The sequence below is a fragment of the Xanthomonas cassavae CFBP 4642 genome (assembly GCF_000454545.1).
In the GTDB taxonomy this organism is placed as follows: domain Bacteria; phylum Pseudomonadota; class Gammaproteobacteria; order Xanthomonadales; family Xanthomonadaceae; genus Xanthomonas; species Xanthomonas cassavae.
Window position 1 is genome coordinate 4,881,763 of record NZ_CM002139.1, and the last position, 17,153, is coordinate 4,898,915.

At 66.5% G+C, this 17,153-nt stretch carries 14 protein-coding genes and 1 other RNA gene; 8 read left to right on the forward strand and 7 right to left on the reverse strand.

Features of this window, described 5'->3' with window-relative positions; all coding sequences use genetic code 11:
* Positions 1-345: 345 nt before the first annotated feature.
* On the forward strand, positions 346-1,398 hold the full coding sequence (gene hpaM / locus XCSCFBP4642_RS0121790) for a type III secretion-associated outer membrane-bound protein HpaM (protein WP_029221627.1): 1,053 nt from the start codon (positions 346-348) through the stop codon (positions 1,396-1,398).
* A gap of 108 nt (positions 1,399-1,506) precedes the next feature.
* Here the strand turns inward: hpaM and asnB are convergent, their stop codons facing one another.
* From asnB to map, 7 genes are all read right to left on the reverse strand, one after another.
* Positions 1,507-3,201 (reverse strand): asparagine synthase B, encoded by a 1,695-nt coding sequence (asnB, locus tag XCSCFBP4642_RS0121795; protein ID WP_029221628.1) that lies wholly within the window; start codon positions 3,199-3,201, stop codon positions 1,507-1,509.
* A 290-nt stretch (positions 3,202-3,491) separates the two neighbouring features.
* A non-coding RNA gene (locus XCSCFBP4642_RS27835) (sX9 sRNA) lies at positions 3,492-3,568 on the reverse strand.
* A 74-nt stretch (positions 3,569-3,642) separates the two neighbouring features.
* On the reverse strand, positions 3,643-4,776 hold the full coding sequence (dapE, locus tag XCSCFBP4642_RS0121800) for a succinyl-diaminopimelate desuccinylase (RefSeq protein WP_029221629.1): 1,134 nt from the start codon (positions 4,774-4,776) through the stop codon (positions 3,643-3,645).
* A gap of 110 nt (positions 4,777-4,886) precedes the next feature.
* On the reverse strand, positions 4,887-5,243 hold the full coding sequence (locus tag XCSCFBP4642_RS0121805; RefSeq protein WP_029221630.1) for an arsenate reductase: 357 nt from the start codon (positions 5,241-5,243) through the stop codon (positions 4,887-4,889).
* Positions 5,244-5,318: 75 nt separating this feature from the next.
* On the reverse strand, positions 5,319-6,470 hold the full coding sequence (gene dapD / locus XCSCFBP4642_RS0121810; protein WP_029221631.1) for a 2,3,4,5-tetrahydropyridine-2,6-dicarboxylate N-succinyltransferase: 1,152 nt from the start codon (positions 6,468-6,470) through the stop codon (positions 5,319-5,321).
* A 17-nt stretch (positions 6,471-6,487) separates the two neighbouring features.
* Entirely contained in the window at positions 6,488-9,097 is a 2,610-nt protein-coding gene (locus XCSCFBP4642_RS0121815; protein WP_029221632.1) for a [protein-PII] uridylyltransferase, read from the reverse strand.
* Entirely contained in the window at positions 9,094-9,870 is a 777-nt protein-coding gene (gene map, locus XCSCFBP4642_RS0121820) for a type I methionyl aminopeptidase (protein ID WP_029221633.1), read from the reverse strand. Before map ends, XCSCFBP4642_RS0121815 begins: the two co-directional genes overlap by 4 nt.
* 317 nt (positions 9,871-10,187) lie before the next feature.
* On the opposite strand from map, the gene XCSCFBP4642_RS0121825 reads away from it, so the two are divergent.
* From XCSCFBP4642_RS0121825 to rpsB, 7 genes are all read left to right on the forward strand, one after another.
* On the forward strand, positions 10,188-10,712 hold the full coding sequence (locus XCSCFBP4642_RS0121825; protein ID WP_029221634.1) for a Csu type fimbrial protein: 525 nt from the start codon (positions 10,188-10,190) through the stop codon (positions 10,710-10,712).
* An 8-nt stretch (positions 10,713-10,720) separates the two neighbouring features.
* The gene (locus XCSCFBP4642_RS0121830) at positions 10,721-11,491 is read left to right on the forward strand and encodes a fimbrial biogenesis chaperone (RefSeq protein ID WP_029221635.1); all 771 of its coding nucleotides are present in this window, start codon (positions 10,721-10,723) and stop codon (positions 11,489-11,491) included.
* 16 nt (positions 11,492-11,507) lie between these two features.
* A complete protein-coding gene (locus tag XCSCFBP4642_RS0121835; RefSeq protein ID WP_029221636.1) occupies positions 11,508-13,856 on the forward strand; it encodes a fimbria/pilus outer membrane usher protein in 2,349 nt (782 codons plus the stop codon).
* Positions 13,853-14,887 (forward strand): Csu type fimbrial protein, encoded by a 1,035-nt coding sequence (locus tag XCSCFBP4642_RS0121840; protein WP_029221637.1) that lies wholly within the window; start codon positions 13,853-13,855, stop codon positions 14,885-14,887. Before XCSCFBP4642_RS0121835 ends, XCSCFBP4642_RS0121840 begins: the two co-directional genes overlap by 4 nt.
* Positions 14,888-14,935: 48 nt before the next feature.
* On the forward strand, positions 14,936-15,262 hold the full coding sequence (locus XCSCFBP4642_RS0121845; RefSeq protein ID WP_029221638.1) for a hypothetical protein: 327 nt from the start codon (positions 14,936-14,938) through the stop codon (positions 15,260-15,262).
* Between the two features lie 2 nt (positions 15,263-15,264).
* Positions 15,265-15,975 carry a fimbrial biogenesis chaperone gene (locus XCSCFBP4642_RS0121850; RefSeq protein ID WP_029221639.1) on the forward strand — a complete coding sequence of 237 codons (711 nt, stop codon included), beginning with the start codon at positions 15,265-15,267 and terminating at the stop codon, positions 15,973-15,975.
* A 315-nt stretch (positions 15,976-16,290) separates the two neighbouring features.
* Positions 16,291-17,094 carry a 30S ribosomal protein S2 gene (rpsB, locus tag XCSCFBP4642_RS0121855; RefSeq protein ID WP_029221640.1) on the forward strand — a complete coding sequence of 268 codons (804 nt, stop codon included), beginning with the start codon at positions 16,291-16,293 and terminating at the stop codon, positions 17,092-17,094.
* The last annotated feature ends 59 nt before the right edge of the window (positions 17,095-17,153 follow it).

The following is a 17,153-nucleotide window of genomic DNA, read 5'->3' on the forward strand; positions in this document are numbered from 1 at the left end:
GACGATTCCGGGCATCGATCGCATATCCGCCCCGTCGGCTGTGCAGCAGGTGGGTTGATCACTCTGAGTGCATCGCTGTGCGCGTGCGTAAGTCACGCGGGCGGCCTTCTTTCAGCCTGCACAGCGCATGCATCACACCGCGCGCGTGTCGACGATGCGCGCTGTCGCAACTGCGGCGTGGCGCACATCCCGCATCGCGCGCGGGCCCAGGCAATGAACCTGCGCCGAATCGCGCCGGCACGCATGGGCTGGAACTTAAGGTCCGGTGGGACACACTAGAGGCCGTCGCGATCAGCAGCCTTCTCCAGCACGATCGCCCTCCTCCCCTCACTGATCGGAATCCGCATGCCTCAGCTTGCCCGCTCCGTTTCCGCCCTGTTGCCCCTGGTGTTCGCCGCCGCCTGTTCGGCCGCGCCACCGACCCCAGCCGGCCCACCTGCCGCGCCCGTGGCCAGTTGCACCGCCAAGGTGAAGCCCGGACAGGACCTGCAGAAAGCCATCGACAAACTGCCGCAAAGCGACAAGCCCGCCGTGTTGTGCCTGGAAAAAGGCGAATTCCCATTGAGCGGCCTGGTGTCGATCCATCGTGGAAACCTCACCTTGCGCGGCAAGGGCCCCAGCACAGTACTGCGCATGGCCGATGGCGTGCAGCAACCGGCGCTGGTGGTCGGCGACTACGAAAACCAGCAGCCGACCGGGGTGATCCGCAATGTCAGCATCGAAGACATGCAGATCGTCGCCAGCACCGGCGACAAGGAATTCATGCCCGAACGCCCGTACCTGAGCAACAGCGCGGTAGTGGTGCGTTCCGGCCAGGGCATTCGGCTGGCCGGCCTGCAGGTCAACAAATGCCGCAGTGCCTGCCTGCTGAGCGAATACGACACGCGCGAAATCACCATCGAAAACAACGATGTGTCCGGCGCGATCTGGGACGGCGTGTCGTTCAACCGCACCGCCAAGGTCACGATGGTCAACAACTACATCCACAACAACGTGGCTGCAGGCCTGACCACCGAACACCTGGAAGACAGCGAGATCCGCAACAACCGCTTCGAGCGCAATGGCAGCCAGGGCATCTATCTGTCGGATGCGCGACGCAACCGCTTCAGCAACAACGTGTTCGACGGCAACAAGGTGGCCGGCGTGTTCCTGGCCTGCGCCATCCGTTATCGCACGCCGGAAATCCTGTGCTGGGACAACAGCATGAGCCAGGACAACGTGTTCGAGAACAACCGCTTCGCCAACACGCCGTTCACCTACACCATCGGTGTGGACCGTGCGGCCAACTGCACCGCCGCCGACTTCAAGCCGAATCTGTGGCGTAACAACCAGGCAGATGTGGCAGGCGTGGATAGCGAACCGCAGCGTTATGGCTACTGCGTGCGCCACGAGCAATAAGCGCGGCTGACAGCACGTCGCGGGCGGCTGTGCGGTTTTGCTGCGCGCTCTGGGGCCACAGCGGCCGGCAGCGCCACACCGCGCGCCGGCCGCTGCGGTTGCAGCGGGTTACGACGCCAGCGCCTGCGCGTGCACCCCTGCGATGGCGCGACCGGAAGGGTCGGCCATCGCGGCAAAGCTCGCGTCCCAGGCGATGGCGGTCGGCGAGGAACAGGCAATCGACTTGCCGCCGGGCACGGTTTCGGCCGCGGCCTGGCTGGGGAAGAACTGCTCGAACAGGCTGCGATAGAAATACGCCTCCTTGGTCTGCGGCGGGTTGACTGGAAAGCGCCGGTCGGCCGCGGCCAGCTCGCGGTCGCTGACATGTGCGGCCGCATGCGCCTTGAGCCCGTCGATCCAGCCATATCCCACGCCGTCGCTGAATTGCTCTTTCTGCCGCCACAGGATCGATTCGGGCAGATACCCGGCAAATGCCTCGCGCAGCACGCCTTTTTCCATCCGAATCGCGCCGCCGCTGGTCTTGTCGATCATCTTGTAGCTGGCGTCCATGCGCATGGCCACATCCAGGAACTCGCGATCCAGAAACGGCACACGCGGCTCCACGCCCCAGGCCATCATCGACTTGTTGGCGCGCAGGCAATCGTAGTTGTTGAGCGCGTCGAGCTTTCGCACCAGTTCCTCGTGGAATTCGCGCGCATTGGGCGCCTTGTGGAAGTACAGATAGCCGCCGAAGATTTCGTCGCTGCCCTCGCCCGACAGCACCATCTTGACGCCCATCGCCTTGATCCGCCGCGCCAGCAGGAACATCGGCGTGGAGGCGCGGATGGTGGTGACGTCATAGGTCTCGATATGGCGGATCACCTCAGGCAATACATCCAGCCCTTCATCGAAGGTGTATTCGAAGCCGTGATGCACGGTGCCGATCGCCGCGGCAGCCACTTCGGCAGCGGCAAGATCCGGCGAGCCCTTTAGACCGATCGCGAACGAATGCAGCCGCGGCCACCAGGCTTCGGTGGCGTCGTTCTCTTCGATGCGATGGCGGGCGTAGCGCGCCGCTACGGCGGCAACCAGCGATGAATCCAGGCCTCCGGACAACAACACGCCGTACGGAACGTCGGTCATCAGCTGGCGATGCACGGCGCGTTCGAAGGCCTCGCGCAGTTCCTGCAGCGGCACCTGCACGCCTTCCACTTCGCCGTATTCGCGCCAGGCACGCTCGTAGTAGCGACTGAGTGCGCCGGTGGCGCTGTCGTACCAGTGGCCCGGCGGAAACTGCGCGGCATCGGCGCAATCGTCCACCAGCGACTTCAACTCGGAGGCCACCCGCAACCGCCCTTCGCGGTCGTGGCCCCAGTACAGCGGCACCACGCCGATCGGATCGCGCGCGATGATCACCCGCCCGGCGGCGTTGTCCCACAGCGCGAATGCGAAGATGCCATTGAGGCGGTTGAGATACGAGGCCGGCGCGTCCTCGCGATACAGCGCGTTGATCACCTCGCAATCGGAGCCGGTCTGGAAGGGATACGGCTGCAGCAGTTCGGCCTTGAGTTCGCGGTGGTTGTAGATCTCGCCGTTGACCGCCAGCACCAGCTGCCCATCGGCGGACAGCAACGGCTGCGAGCCGCCGGCGGGGTCGACGATGGCCAGGCGCTCGTGCACCAGGATGGCACCGGTATCGACATAGACGCCGCTCCAGTCGGGCCCGCGATGGCGCTGCCGCTGCGAACATTCCAATGCCTGCCGGCGCAGCGCCTGCAGATCGTCACCGGGTTGCAGGCCGAAAATACCGAAGATGGAACACATGGAAACACTCCTGATGAAACTGCGGGGATTGATGGCCGGTGGACAAGCGTGCTGCGCGAGAATGACACCCATAAAAAAAAACCCGCATCGGCCGATGCGGGTTTTCTGATTCCTGGGCGTTTGGTTGTACTTCGCCTAGTCGCAGACCCGCATCGGCCGCGCACGATTATTCGCGCACAGGGCATTGCGGTTGGCGTTATTGCGGTTGGCGAGGCAGATGACCATGCAGTCGACGCTAACCGTTCGTTTTGGTCGGTGCAACTGTTTCAGCGGCAACGAGGGTCGAGAGCGGCTAACAGAACGTCGCACGTCGTGGTCGGCTGGGCGTGGCCGACGCGCTCAGCACCGGAGTGGACGCGAGGTGCATGCCGATTCCGGGCAGCGGCCGCGCCCGCCTGGTGGCTGCGCCGTCGTTCTGCGCGCCGCTCCAGGCACCGGTACTCACTCGATCAGCAGCCGCTCGACCAGCGTGCAATACAGCGCAGGCAAGGCCTCCAGATCGGCCACACGCACGTGCTCGTCGACCTGATGGATGCTGGCATTGACCGGGCCGACCTCGATGCACTGCGCGCCCAGCGGTGCGATGAAACGCGCATCGGAGGTGCCGCCGCCGGTGCTTTCTTCCGGCGCTGCGCCAGCGAACTGAGCCAATACCTCGCGCGCGACGCTGCGCAGGCGGCCTTCCGGGGTATAGAACGGCTCGCCGCTGCGATGCCAGCGCAGGGTGTAGTCCAGCCGGTGTCGATCGAGCATGGCGGCGATGTCCGCTTCCAGCCGCGGCGCATCCCAATGCGGGGTGTAGCGCAGATTGAAGGCGACCTGCAGCTCGCCGGGGATCACGTTATTGGCACCGGTGCCGGCGTGGATGTTGGACAGTTGCAGGCTGGTGGGCGGAAAACTTTCGAAGCCCGCGTCCCACTGGCGCGCCACCAGTTCGGCCAGCGCCGGAGCGGCCTGGTGGATGGGGTTGCGCGCCTTGTGCGGGTACGCCACATGCCCTTGCACACCGCGCACCGTCAGCGCGCCGGACAGGCTGCCGCGCCGGCCCACCCGCAGCAGGTCGCCCAGCCGTTCGGTGGATGAGGGCTCGCCGGTGATGCACCAGTCGATGCGCTGCCCGCGCGTGCGCAGCAGTTCGGCCACGCGGCGCACGCCGTCGATGGCATCGCCTTCTTCGTCGGAGGTCAACAGGACCGCCAGCGTGCCGGGGTGCTGCGGGTGCTCGGCCACGAACTGCTCTGCCGCAACGACGAACGCGGCCACGCTGCCTTTCATGTCGGCCGCGCCGCGCCCGTACAACATGCCATCGCGGATCTGCGGTGCGAATGCATCGCTGGTCCACGCATCGCGTGGTCCTGACGGCACCACGTCGGTATGCCCGAGCAATACAAGCACCGGTGCACCGCTGCCGTGCGTGGCCCAAAGATTGTCGACCTCGCCCAGGCGCAAGTGTTCGCACGCGAAACCTGCGGCAGCCAGGCGCTCGGCAAGCAGCGCCTGGCAGCCTGCATCCTCGGGAGTCACCGACACGCGTGCGATCAGGTCGCAGGTCAATTGCAGGACGTCGCTGGTCATCGTTATCTCTTGCCGGTAGATGCATGCCGCGCACGCGTGGAAATGGGCAACCTGCGCTTGCACGCAGCACTCTGCAGCCCATCAGGCGAAACGATGGCGCCGCATTGGCCTCAGCCGATCGAAAAGCGCGCCTTGAAGCCGTTGTCGGAGAAGCCCTGGCTGACGACGCCGTCGTCGGTCACCATCACCGGGCGGCGGATCAGCTGCGGATACTCGCGCAACAGCAGCTTCCACTCCGCCTCGGAACCGGGCGTCTTCTTGTTGTCGGGCAACTGCCGCCAGGTGGTGGAGGATTTGTTGATCAAGGCGTCGAATCCGCCGACCTTGCCGGCCCACTCCAGCAGTGTTTCCGGCGACGGTTTGTTGTCCCGGTAATCCACAAACGTATAGGCGACGCCGAACCGGTCGAGCCACTTGGTGGCCTTCTTGCAGGTGTCGCAGTTCTTCAATCCGTAGAGCGTGGTCATCTCTGTGTCCCGGTAAATCGGCCTATAACGCCCCTCTCCTGCCGGGAGAGGGGCTGGGGTGAGGGGACGGGCCAATCAATCCGCCAGCCCGCGCAGCAGTTCATTGACGCTGGTCTTGCTGCGCGTTTTGGCGTCCACCTGCTTGACGATCACCGCGCAATACAGCGAGTGCGTACCGTCCTTGGACGGCAGCTGGCCGGAGACCACCACGCTGTACGGCGGCACATACCCATAGGAAATCTTGCCGGTGGCACGGTTGTAGATGCGCGTGCTCTGGCTGATGAACACGCCCATGCCGATCACGCTGTGGTGGCCGATGACCACGCCTTCGACCACTTCCGAGCGCGCACCGATGAAGCAATGGTCTTCGATGATGGTGGGGCTGGCCTGCAGGGGTTCGAGCACGCCGCCGATGCCGGCACCGCCGGACAGGTGGCAATGCTTGCCGATCTGCGCGCACGAGCCCACCGTGGCCCAGGTGTCGACCATGGTGCCTTCGCCGACGTAGGCACCGATATTGGTGAAGCTCGGCATCAGCACCACATCCTTGCCGAAATAGGTACCACGACGCGCCACCGCGCCCGGCACCACGCGCACGCCGGCCTTGCGGAATTCCGCTTCGTGGAAGCCGGCAAAGCGCGATTCCACCTTGTCCCAGAACGGTGCCGGCTGCGCGTCGATCACCGCCATCTCGTTGACGCGGAAATACAGCAGCACCGCTTTCTTCAACCACTCGTTGACGGTCCAGCCGCCCTGCCCGTCCGGCTCGGCCACGCGGAATTCACCGCTTTCCAGGCCATCGATCACGCGGGTGACGATGGCGCGGGTGGAGCCGTCGATCTCGTCCATGGTCAAGGTGGCGCGACGCTCGAAGGCGCTTTCGATGCCGAACTTGAGTTCATCGTTGCCCACATGGGTTGCCGCGCTCTGCACCGCCTGATCGGCGATCGGCAGCTTCCTGGCGGCAGCGGCCTTGTTGGCCGCCGGCGCCGAGACCACATGGGTCGGCTGCCTGGCCACGCGCGGCACGCCAGCCGCCCTCTTCACCGCAGCGCTCTTCGCCATGGCGGGCTTGGACGCAGCGCGCTTGCCGGCAGCTGCCAGTGGCTTCGCCTTGGCGGCGGGCGTTGCCTTGGCGGCCTTGCTGCTGGGCGTGCGGGCTTGCTCGGATGCGGCGCTGGCAGCAGTCGCGCTGGACTTGCGCGCGGTCTTCTTGGTGGTGGCCATGGGGGTCTCCAGGAGTGCTAGGCGGGATCGAGACAGGCGCACAGCGCATCGCACAGCGCCTGCCGGGCGGGTTCGGACAACGGGCGGTCGTGCTCGTCGGTGATCTGGAACTGATCTTCGGCACGCTCGCCGAAGGTGGCAATGCGCGCATCGTGCACGCGCAGGTGCTGTATGCGCAGCACATGCGCGACATCGGCGAGCAGGCCGGGGCGGTCGGGTGCGACCAGGCTGATGCGGGTACGGCGGCCGCCGGCGCTTTCGCTGAATTCCACCCGCGGCGCGAAGCGGAAATGCCGCAACTGGCGCGGCACCGCGCGTCGCGCCGGGCGCACCTTGGCCAGATCGCCGGCCAGCACCTGGCGCAAGGTCGCGGCCAACCGCTGCGGGTCGCCGTCGGCGTATGTCTCCTGCGGCAGTACTTCGAACACGTCGAAGATCGCATCGTGCGGCGCATCCAGCACGCGTGCGCGGTGGATGCCATAGCCCTTGCGGTCCAGCGTGGCCACGATCGCCGAAAACAGGCCGTCGCGGTCGGGCGAGTACACGAACACTTCCAGCGCGTCGTTATCCGGTACTGCGCGGCGCGCCTTGACCAGTGTCTGGCCGATCTCCACCTCGATCAACGAGGCGGCCTGCCAGGCCAGTTGCTCCGGACGGAAGCGCAGGAAGTTTTCGTCCGGCATGCCGGCGAACTGGCGATCGATGGTGGCATCGTCATGCCCTTGCGCCTGCATCAGCGCGCGCGCGGAGTCGCGCGCCTCGCGCAGGCGCTCCTCGCGCGGTGGCGGATGCTCCAGCCCTTCGCGCAACGCGCGGCGTGCGGCGAAATACAGGTCGGCCAGCAAGCGGTCCTTCCATGCATTCCACAGCTTGGGACTGGTGCCGGCGATGTCGGCGCAGGTCAGCAGATAGAGATAATCCAGTCGTTCGCGCGTGCCCACCAGGGTGGCGAAGCGGTGGATCACCTCGGGGTCGGAAATGTCCTGCTTCTGCGCGGTGACCGACATGCGCAGGTGCTGCTCCACCAGCCAGGTCACCAGCTCGGTGTCGCCTTCGCTCAGCCGATGCGCCAGGCAGAATGCGCGCGCATCCACCGCGCCCAGTTCGGAGTGATCGCCGCCGCGGCCCTTGGCGATGTCATGGAACAGGCCGGCCAGCAGCAGCAATTCCGGCTTGCGCAGGCGCGGCCAGACTTCATGCGTGATCGAAAAGCGCTCGTCGGCGCGGCCGGCGGCAAACAGCGCGATGTTCCGCAACACCATCAAGGTGTGCTGGTCCACCGTGTAGACGTGGAACAGGTCGAACTGCATGCGCCCGGAGACGCTGGCAAACGCAGGAATCCACTGCCCCAGCACACCCAGCCGCGCCATGCGGTTGAGCGTTTCCACCGCACGCTGGCCGCGCAGCAGCGCCATGAAACGGTCGCGCGTGGCAACATCGGCGACGTCGTAGGCCGGTAGATCGTGCAGCACCTCGGCCAGTGCCCGCGCGGTCAGCGAATGCAGTCCGCGCACCTCGCGATGCGTGGCCCATTGCGCGAACAGCGCGAACACCTGCAGCGCATTGCCTTCGGGCCAGCTGTCGGCATCGGCGGCCAGATAGCCCCGGCGCAGGCTGAAGCCGTCGCCCAGTGGCTCGGGGACCGCTTCGCCGTCGAATTGTTCTTCAAAGCGCTGCAGCAGCCGGTCGCTGATGCGACGAATCAGCGCAGCGCTACGATAGAAGCGCTGCATCATCTTTTCCACGCCCAGACTTTCCGGGTCGTCGGCAAAGCCCAGCCGCTGCGCCAGGGTCTTCTGATAATCGAAGCGCAGGCGCTCTTCCGGCCGGTTGGCGACGATATGCAGGCCGAAGCGCAGCCGCGCCAGTTCCTCACGCTCGCGCCGCAATGCAGCGGCCTCATCGAAACCGACGTGGCCCAGCCCGACCAGCGCCTCCAGATCCTTGACCCCGAACGCGCGCAGCGCCATCCAGCCCAACGTCTGCAGATCGCGCAGGCCACCCGGGCCATCCTTGATGTCGGGTTCGAGGTTATCGGCGGTATCGCCGAAGCGCTGATGGCGCGCCAGCAATTCCTCGCGCTTGGCCTGGAAGAAGTCCCGTGGCGGCCACACCTGTTGCGGCGCGATCGCCTTCGCCAGCGCCGCGCGCGCCTGGCCATCGGCCACCAGTGCGCGCGATTCGATCAGCGCCGTGAGCACCGTCTGGTCCGCCGCGGCCACCGTGCACTGCGCAGGCGAGCGCACCGCGTGGCTGATCGGCAGGCCCACATCCCACAGCAACGCGAACAGGCGCGCCAGGTGCTGCTCATGCTGTTGCTGGACCGCGCCTTCGCCCAGCACCAGCACATCGACATCCGAGCGCGGGAACAGCTCGCCGCGCCCGTAGCCGCCCACCGCATGCAGCGACAGGCCGCTGTCGGCCGGGATGCAGCGGGTCCAGGCGTTGCGCATCAATTGATCGACCGCGCGCGCGCGCAGGGCTACCAGCCGTTCGATCGGTTCGCCCTGGTCGAAGCGCTTGCACAGGCGCATGTCCGCATGCACCAGCAGCGGACGGGCCTGTGCGGCCCATTCCGCGTCGCCGGCGACGCCCGGGTCGGGTCGCTCCGCCGGCGCGTCCGTCATGCCGGCGCGGGCGAATTGGCCGACAGCGTCAGCACATCCACGCCGTCTTCGGTCACCGCCACCATGTGTTCCCACTGTGCGGACAACTTGCGGTCCTTGGTCACCACCGTCCAGCCGTCGGGCAGGGTCTTATGGTGATAGGTGCCTTCGTTGATCATCGGCTCGATGGTGAAGGTCATTCCCGGCTTGAGCACCAGGCCCTCGCCCGGACGGCCGTAATGCATCACCTGCGGTTCGTCGTGATAGACCTTGCCGATGCCGTGGCCGCAGTAGTCGCGTACCACGCTGAAGCGCTCGGCTTCGGCGAACTTCTGGATCGCGTGCCCGACATCACCCAGCGTGGCACCCGGCTTGACCGCGCGGATACCGCGCCACATCGCCTCGTAGGTGGTTTCCACCAGCCGCTTGGCCATGACCGAAGGCGTGCCCACGTAATACATGCGGCTGGTATCGCCATGCCAGCCATCCTTGATGACGGTGACATCGATATTGACGATGTCGCCCTCCTTCAGGACCTTGGCCGCGCTGGGGATGCCGTGGCAGATCACGTTGTTGACCGAGGTGCACACGCTCTTGGGAAAGCCGCGGTAGCCCACGTTGGCAGGAATGGTGCCCTGCACGTTGACGATGTGGTCATGGCAGATGCGGTCCAGCTCGGCTGTGGTCACGCCCGGCCTGACATGCGGGCCCACGACGTCGAGCACCTCGGCCGCCAGACGACCGGCCACACGCATCAGTTCGATTTCTTCTTGGGTTTTCAGATTGACGCTCATGGCGGGGATTATCGCCGATTCGGGCTAAATCTGAACGACCTGGTACAGCGTTTTTTACGCGACGCCTTGCCGTCACCCAAGCAGACCGGACAGCAGAAAACCGCCGCTGCCGACTATCGATCTGTGATCGTGTGCACGCAGCGTCAAAGTTCGGCCTGACGAAGTCATCTGCAAGACATCCCAAATCGGGTGAAAGATCGAGCGGAAACAGGTAGATACACGATGAATTCGCCGTTATGTTTGGCATGGCGGATGCATTGCATGGATTGCGACGAATGGTCGCGCCATCAATGACCTGACCGGTCAAGGAAATGTCCATGCGTACTGTCCGCCCTGTCCTGCTGTCCCTCGGCCTGCTCTCGACCATCGGCGTCGCCACCGCAGCAGATACCACCACCTTCAACGTCAAGATCGCCGTCACCAAGGCCTGCACCATCACCGCCGCCTCCGCTACCGACGTGGACTTCGGTTCGGTGCTGTCCACCTCCACCGCCAACGCCGATGCCAACGGCAGCGTGACCGCCCAGTGCACCGCATTGACGCCCTACAACATCGCGCTGAGTGCAGGCAGCAACGCCGGCACCGCCAACGACGTCACCACCCGCCGCATGAAGAATGCCGACCCGCTGGTCACCACCAACAACTTCATCGCCTACCAGCTGTATCAGGACCTGGGCCGCAGCACCGTCTGGGGCAGCACCACCGGCACCAACACGCTGAGCCGCACCGCCACCGGCATCAACCAGGTCTATCCGGTTTACGGCCGGGTGACCAACCCGTCGGCCAACAACCCCGCCATCGGTAGTTACCAGGACACGATCACCGCCACGATCATCTATTGAGTCCGCGCATGCCCCGGCATTCCCGCCTGCCACCTCGACTGCCCGCCTGGCTGATCCGGTCCGGACTGGTACTGCTGCTGGTACTGGTCGGGGGCTGGTTGCCGCGGCTGGCGCATGCGGCCAGCCTGCAGCTGGCCCCGACCTCGCTCAGCCTGAGTGCAGAGCGGACCGCCGACGGACTGTGGCTGAGCAATAGCGGCGGTGCGCCGGTGCAGGTGCAGACCCGCGCCTATCGCTGGACCCAACGCGATGGCCAGGACAAGCTCGAGCCAACCCAGGAGCTGCTGGTCAGTCCTCCGATGCGCACCCTGGCCGCCGGCGAGCGCCAGCTGATTCGGGTGATTCGCGCCGGGCCGCCCCCCGCTGGGGAGGAACGCTGCTACCGCATCATCGTCGACGAACTTCCCAGTGCCGATGCCGACCGCAAAGGCATGCAGTTCGTGCTGCGCTACTCGGTGCCGATCTTCGTGCTGCCGCCGGGCAAGCGCGAACCTGCGCACAGCCTGAGTGCGCAGGTGGTTGCCGGCAGCGACGGCACCGCGCAGATCCAGATCCGCAATACCGGCAACGGGCACGCCCAGGTGGCCGACCTGCAACACCGCGTCGACGGCGCGACCAGGAGCGCGCTGAACGGCCTGGTCGGCTATGTGCTGCCCGGCCAGACCATGCGCTGGTCGCTGGGCGCCCCCGTGGCGCAGTTCGCGCGCGGCTCCATCGTCGCAAGGATCAATGGTGAGGCCGACGAACGCACCTTGCTGGCTGTGCCTGCAGCTCCGTGACGCGGCCCGGCTGGCGATGACGTTGCTCGCCGCCACCGGCTGCGTAGGCAGCGTCGCGGCCAGCGACCTGGCCGACATGACCTCGCTGCCCGACCCGCCCGCGCAAGCCGCTACTCTGCAGCCACAGACGCTGTATCTCGATGTCACCCTGAATCAGGCCGACCGCGGCCTGGCGCCTTTCGAGATGGTCGACGGCCATCTGCGCGCCTCGGTCGACGCGCTGCGCAAGCTCGGCTTCGTCCTGGCCGATCGCGCCGCCGACGAGCAGGTCGCGCTGGACAGCCTGCGCGATGTGGAGGTGCGCTACGACGCCGCCCTGCAACGGCTTGCATTGCAGGCCCCGCTGGCGCAGCTGTCGTTGTCGACAACCGTCCTGAAGGCCGAGGACGTTGCCCCGCCCAGTGCTACCGCATCGCCGGGCATGTTGCTCAATTACGACCTGTACGCCACGCGTAATACCGGCGCCAGCAGCGTATCGCTGGCCACCGAGCTGCGCGGCTTCGGCATCGGCCGCGGCATGGTCGACACCACCGCCGTGCTCCTGGCCTATGACCGTCCGCAGGACGAGCGCTGGCGCAGCGAAGCGGTGCGCCTGGACAGTGCCTGGCAGATGGATTTCCCGGACAGCGCCACCAGCCTCAGCGTGGGCGATTTCTACAGCGGCTTTGTCGACTGGAGCCGCTCGATCCGCCTGGGCGGCGTGCAGATCGGCCGCAACTACGCCTTGCAGCCGTATCGGGTGCTGACGCCGACGCCCAGTTTTCTTGGCGAAGCGGCAGTGCCTTCCACCGTGGAGCTGTACGTGGACGGCTTGCGCCAGTACAGCGGCCAGGTCCCGGCCGGGCCGTTTCAGCTGGCCGCGCAACCGGGCATCAGCGGCACCGGGCAGGCGCAGATCGTGGTGACCGATGCGTTCGGCCGTGTGCGTCGGCTGGACTTTGCGTTCTATGGCACGCCACAGCTGCTGGCGCGCGGCATTTCCGAATGGTCGGCCGGCATCGGCCACCTGCGCCGCGATTACGGTGTGCACTCGTTCGCCTACGCATCGCAGCCGGTGGCCAGCGCGTCCCTGCGCAAGGGGCTGCGCGATGATTTCACCATCGAGGCGCATACCGAAGCCGGCGGCGGCGTGGTGAATGCCGGCGCCGGCGGGATCTGGCTGCTCGGCGCCGGCGGCGTGTTCAACGCGGCCTACGCGCACAGCCGCATGCACGCGCTGGGCGGCGGCCAGTACGTGCTGGGCTATGCCTGGAACAACCGCCGCTTCAACGTCAATGTGGGGACCCAGCGCACCCATGGCGACTATCGCGATCTGGGAGCGCTGCAGGGCAGCCTGCCGGCACGCATCAGCGACCGTGTCGTGTTCGGCGTCAACCTTGCCGCGATCGGCTCGCTGGGCAGCAGCTACGTGCGACTGAGCTATCCGCAGGGCGATACCTCGCGCTACGCCAGCGTGTTCTGGTCGCGCAGCTTCGGGCGCAACTGGGCGGCCAACCTGTCGGCCAACCAGAACCTGGATGTGCGCAGCGACCGCAGCGTGTATCTGTCGCTGTCGACCACCTTCGGCGAGATCCGCCAGGCTGGCGCTTCGATGCAGCGCAACGGCAACCGCACCGGGTCTGTGGCCGATGTCAGCCAGCCGCTGCCCGGCGATGGCGACCTGGGCGGCATCGGCTGGCGGCTGCAGGGGCGCGCCGGCGACGACGCCAGCGGCGGCCTGGCCGAGCTGGGCTGGTTGAACCGGGTCGGCCGCTACAACATCGGCGCCGCCAGTCAGGATGGCGATACCTTCGGTTATGCCAGCGCCAGCGGCAGCCTGGTGTGGATGAACGGGCGTGGTTTTGCGGCGCGCGACATCCAGGATTCGTTCGCGGTGGTCTCCACCGACGGGCAGCCAGGCATTCCGGTGCGGCTGGAAAATCGCCTGATCGGCGTCACCGATGCGCGTGGCACCCTGCTGGTGACGCCGCTGCAATCGTGGCAGCGCAATCAGCTGTCGATCGACACCCTGAGCCTGCCGGCGGACCTGCGCGTGGATCGGGTCGACACCACGGTCACCCCACGCCAGCAATCCGGCGTGGCGGTGCGCTTCGGCATCACCCGGGTGCAGGCAGCGATCATCGTGCTGCACGACGCCAGCGGCACACCGGTGCCGGTGGGCAGCCTGGTGCAACGCGAGGGCGATACCGAGCGGGTGGTGGTCGGCTACGACGGCGAAACCTATCTGGACAACCTGCAGCGCGACAACCGCATCCTGGTCGATACCCCGGATGGTCGTTGCGTTGCGCAGTTCACCAATCCCGTGGTCTCTGGCGGCATTCCACGCGTGGGCCCGCTGCCCTGCATCGCCGAGCGCAGCCCATGATCGCGCACCGGCTCTGGCAGGCGTTGCTGATCCTGACCCTGGCCACGCTGTGGCTGGCGCCCAGCGCGCCAGCGCAGGCCGACACCGTCTGCACCGTCACCCTGGGCACACCTCTGGCTTTCGGCAACGTGGCCGCCAACGGCGCCACCGACGGGGTGGCCACCTTCAATGTGTCCTGCGCCACCGCCGCACTCAGCGTGCTGGGCAACGCACAGGTGACACTGTGTTTGGACCTTGGTCCCGGCAGCGCCAGTGCCGGGCTGTACACGCCGCGGCGGCTGGGCAATGCCACCGGCGACAGCCTGGGCTACCAGATCTACAGCGACGCGGCGCGCACCCAGATCTGGGGCGCGGCCAACTCCACCACACCGTCGCCGGTGGTGCTGAATTTTGCCTATGCGGTACCGGTCATCACCGGCGGCTCGCAGACCACCACCGTCACGCTGTACGGGCGCATCCCCGGCAGCCAGACGCTGTCGGTGGGCAACCACACCAGCACCTTCGGCGGCGCCGACACCGTGGTGCGCTACGCCTACAACGAAAGCGTGATCGGCGGCATCCAGCAGCCCGCCGACTGCAACACCGCCACCAGTGGCGCCAAGACCGCCAGCAATGCGTTCCCATTCACCGCCTCGGCCAATGTCCCGGCGCGCTGCAATACCTATGTCACCACCGACCTGGATTTCGGCAGCATCGCCGGCAGCATCGAAAACGCGATCGACCGCAGTTCCACCATCAGCCTGGCCTGCACCAACCGCACCGCCTGGAACATCGGCCTGGATGTCGGCAGCAACGCCAGCGGCAGCACCCGCCGCATGCGCCACGCCAGCAGCGCCAATTACATCACCTACGAGCTCTACCGCGATGCCGGGCGCAGCAACCGCTGGGGCACCACAATCGGGCTCGATACCCTGGCCGGTACCGGCAACGGCGTCTCCCAGACGGTGACCGTGTATGGCCGCGCCCCCGCTCCGCAACTGCCCATCGTCGGCGTCTACAGCGATACGGTGACCGTCTCCATCACTTACTGACAGTTAATAAAGTTCGCTTCGGTGGCGTCGTTATTGCCTACGACTCCAATGCAAACGATTGCCTTCATGACGCCGGTCATCTTTCTGAAGCGCTTGATCCTGGTCGCCCTCGTTTGCGGCGCCACCATCACCCACGCCGCCGCCAATCGCGGACCGGAAAATTCCACCCTGCACATCGGCCTGCGCCTGCTCAGCGGCTGCGAACTGCGCACCACGCCGCCGCGCGCCAGTTGCTCGCGCGGCACGCCGATGGCGATCGCGCCGCCGGCGCGCAGCAGCGACGCTCCCGCCCCCACCAGCACCGGCCAGGACGCCAGTGCGTTGGCCGGGCCTGCGCCCAGCGTCGCGGCGCGCATCACCACCATCGCGTTCTGACCATGGCCATCTTCTGCACACGCCCGGTATGGCTGGCCGCCGGCCTGATTGGCCTGACAAGCCTGGTCGGCAGCGCCGCCGGCGCCGAGATCGCGATCGCCCCGACCACTGCCCACATTCCAGCCGACGGCGACCAGACGGCAGTCTGGCTTTACAACCAGGCCGCGCAGCCCTGGCGTGCCGATGCCAAGCTCTACCGCTGGCGCCAGGACGGCGAACGCGAGCTGTTGGAGCCGGCCACCGGCGCCACCGTCAGTCCCAGCCAGTTCGAAATTCCCTCGCAGGGCCGCCAACTGCTGCGGGTGATCCGCCTCGGCCCCAGCCCGGCACAGACCGAAGAGAGCTATCGGCTGGTGGTGACCCAGCACGCCGACGGCGGCGAAACCGAGCTGCTGCGCTACTCCACGCCGGTATTTGCCACCCCACGCGAGCCCGCCGACCCGCATCCGCTCCTGCGCGCAACGCTCTCCGGCCAAGGCAGCCGCCGCACCCTGCGCGTACATAATGCCGGCCTCAATCACGCACGCCTGGCCGACCTGGCGTTCATCGACGCCGGCGGGACCCGCCGCAGCATTGGCAGCGATCTGGCCGGCTACGTGCTGCCGGGCCAGACCCGGCAATGGGCGCTACCCGCAAGCATCGCCACCGGCCCCGGTCGCTTCGTGACACGCGTCAACAGCGAAAGCGAAACCACGCTGATGCTGCAGCCCTAGCTGTTGCGCCGGCACCTGCCGGCCGATGCCACTGCAGATTGCAGGCGAGCACCGGGCCGGCTATACTCCACCGGCCGTTTTGCGTCTCTGGTGCAGCGCGCCGTCCACGTCGGACGTCACCGACGAATCCACACCTGCTGCCGCCATCCGTGCCGGGGTGCCCTCACACAGGGTTCGTCGCGGAGGCAACAGGGAAGCCCAACCCCGGAATCTTGTGCGATTTGATGCGAGTCCCTCGCAACAGCCCGCACATCCATGTGCGGACTTTTCATCAACAAGCCGCGCACGGCGATTCCGCTATCAGGAGTTTTTTCAATGCCTCAGGTCACCATGCGTCAGATGCTGGAAGCCGGCGTCCATTTCGGCCACCAGACCCGCTACTGGAACCCCAAGATGGCGCCGTACATCTTCGGCGCGCGCGGCAAGATCCACATCATCAACCTCGAGAAGACCGTTCCGCTCTTCAACGATGCGATGAACTTCCTCTCCTCGATCGCGCAGAAGCGCGGCACCGTGCTGTTCCTGGGCACCAAGCGCAGCGCGCGCGAGTCCATCAAGGAAGAAGCCGAGCGTTGCAACATGCCGTTCATGACCCAGCGCTGGCTGGGCGGCACGCTGACCAACTTCCGCACCGTCAAGCAGTCGGTTGCCCGCCTGAAGGAACTGGAAGCCGCTGAAACCGACGGCACCTTCGACAAGCTGGTCAAGCACGAAGTGCTGGGCCTGCGTCGCGAGCGCGAGAAGCTGGACGCCTCGCTCGGCGGCATCAAGGAAATGAACCGCCTGCCCGACGCGATCTTCGTGATCGACATCGGCCATGAAGACATCGCCATCAAGGAAGCCAAGAAGCTCGGCATCCCGGTGATCGCCGTGGTCGATACCAACTACGATCCGGCCCTGGTCGACTACGCCATCCCGGGCAACGACGACGCCATCCGTGCCGTGCAGCTGTACGCACGTGCCGCGGCCGATGCCGTGCTGGAAGGCAAGGCGGCTGCACCGAACTCCGCTTCGGTTCGCGAAGAAGAGTTCTCGGCCGAGTCCGCCGATGAAGGCAAGGGCCGTCGCGCTCCGGCCAAGAAGGGCGACAAGAAGGCTGACGCCGCCGCTGCCGAGTAATCGGCATGCAATGCGGCCGCACCATGCTGTGCGGCCGCAGCCCCGGCGGGTCCGTCGCG

Bases quoted from the DNA above. Each gene is read 5' to 3' on its own strand.
- hpaM (WP_029221627.1), top strand. From the start codon at position 346: ATGCCTCAGCTTGCCCGCTCCGTTTCCGCCCTGTTGCCCCTGGTGTTC.
- asnB (WP_029221628.1), bottom strand. From the start codon at position 3,201: ATGTGTTCCATCTTCGGTATTTTCGGCCTGCAACCCGGTGACGATCTG.
- dapE (WP_029221629.1), bottom strand. From the start codon at position 4,776: ATGACCAGCGACGTCCTGCAATTGACCTGCGACCTGATCGCACGCGTG.
- XCSCFBP4642_RS0121805 (WP_029221630.1), bottom strand. From the start codon at position 5,243: ATGACCACGCTCTACGGATTGAAGAACTGCGACACCTGCAAGAAGGCC.
- dapD (WP_029221631.1), bottom strand. From the start codon at position 6,470: ATGGCCACCACCAAGAAGACCGCGCGCAAGTCCAGCGCGACTGCTGCC.
- XCSCFBP4642_RS0121815 (WP_029221632.1), bottom strand. From the start codon at position 9,097: ATGACGGACGCGCCGGCGGAGCGACCCGACCCGGGCGTCGCCGGCGAC.
- map (WP_029221633.1), bottom strand. From the start codon at position 9,870: ATGAGCGTCAATCTGAAAACCCAAGAAGAAATCGAACTGATGCGTGTG.
- XCSCFBP4642_RS0121825 (WP_029221634.1), top strand. From the start codon at position 10,188: ATGCGTACTGTCCGCCCTGTCCTGCTGTCCCTCGGCCTGCTCTCGACC.
- XCSCFBP4642_RS0121830 (WP_029221635.1), top strand. From the start codon at position 10,721: ATGCCCCGGCATTCCCGCCTGCCACCTCGACTGCCCGCCTGGCTGATC.
- XCSCFBP4642_RS0121835 (WP_029221636.1), top strand. From the start codon at position 11,508: ATGACGTTGCTCGCCGCCACCGGCTGCGTAGGCAGCGTCGCGGCCAGC.
- XCSCFBP4642_RS0121840 (WP_029221637.1), top strand. From the start codon at position 13,853: ATGATCGCGCACCGGCTCTGGCAGGCGTTGCTGATCCTGACCCTGGCC.
- XCSCFBP4642_RS0121845 (WP_029221638.1), top strand. From the start codon at position 14,936: ATGCAAACGATTGCCTTCATGACGCCGGTCATCTTTCTGAAGCGCTTG.
- XCSCFBP4642_RS0121850 (WP_029221639.1), top strand. From the start codon at position 15,265: ATGGCCATCTTCTGCACACGCCCGGTATGGCTGGCCGCCGGCCTGATT.
- rpsB (WP_029221640.1), top strand. From the start codon at position 16,291: ATGCCTCAGGTCACCATGCGTCAGATGCTGGAAGCCGGCGTCCATTTC.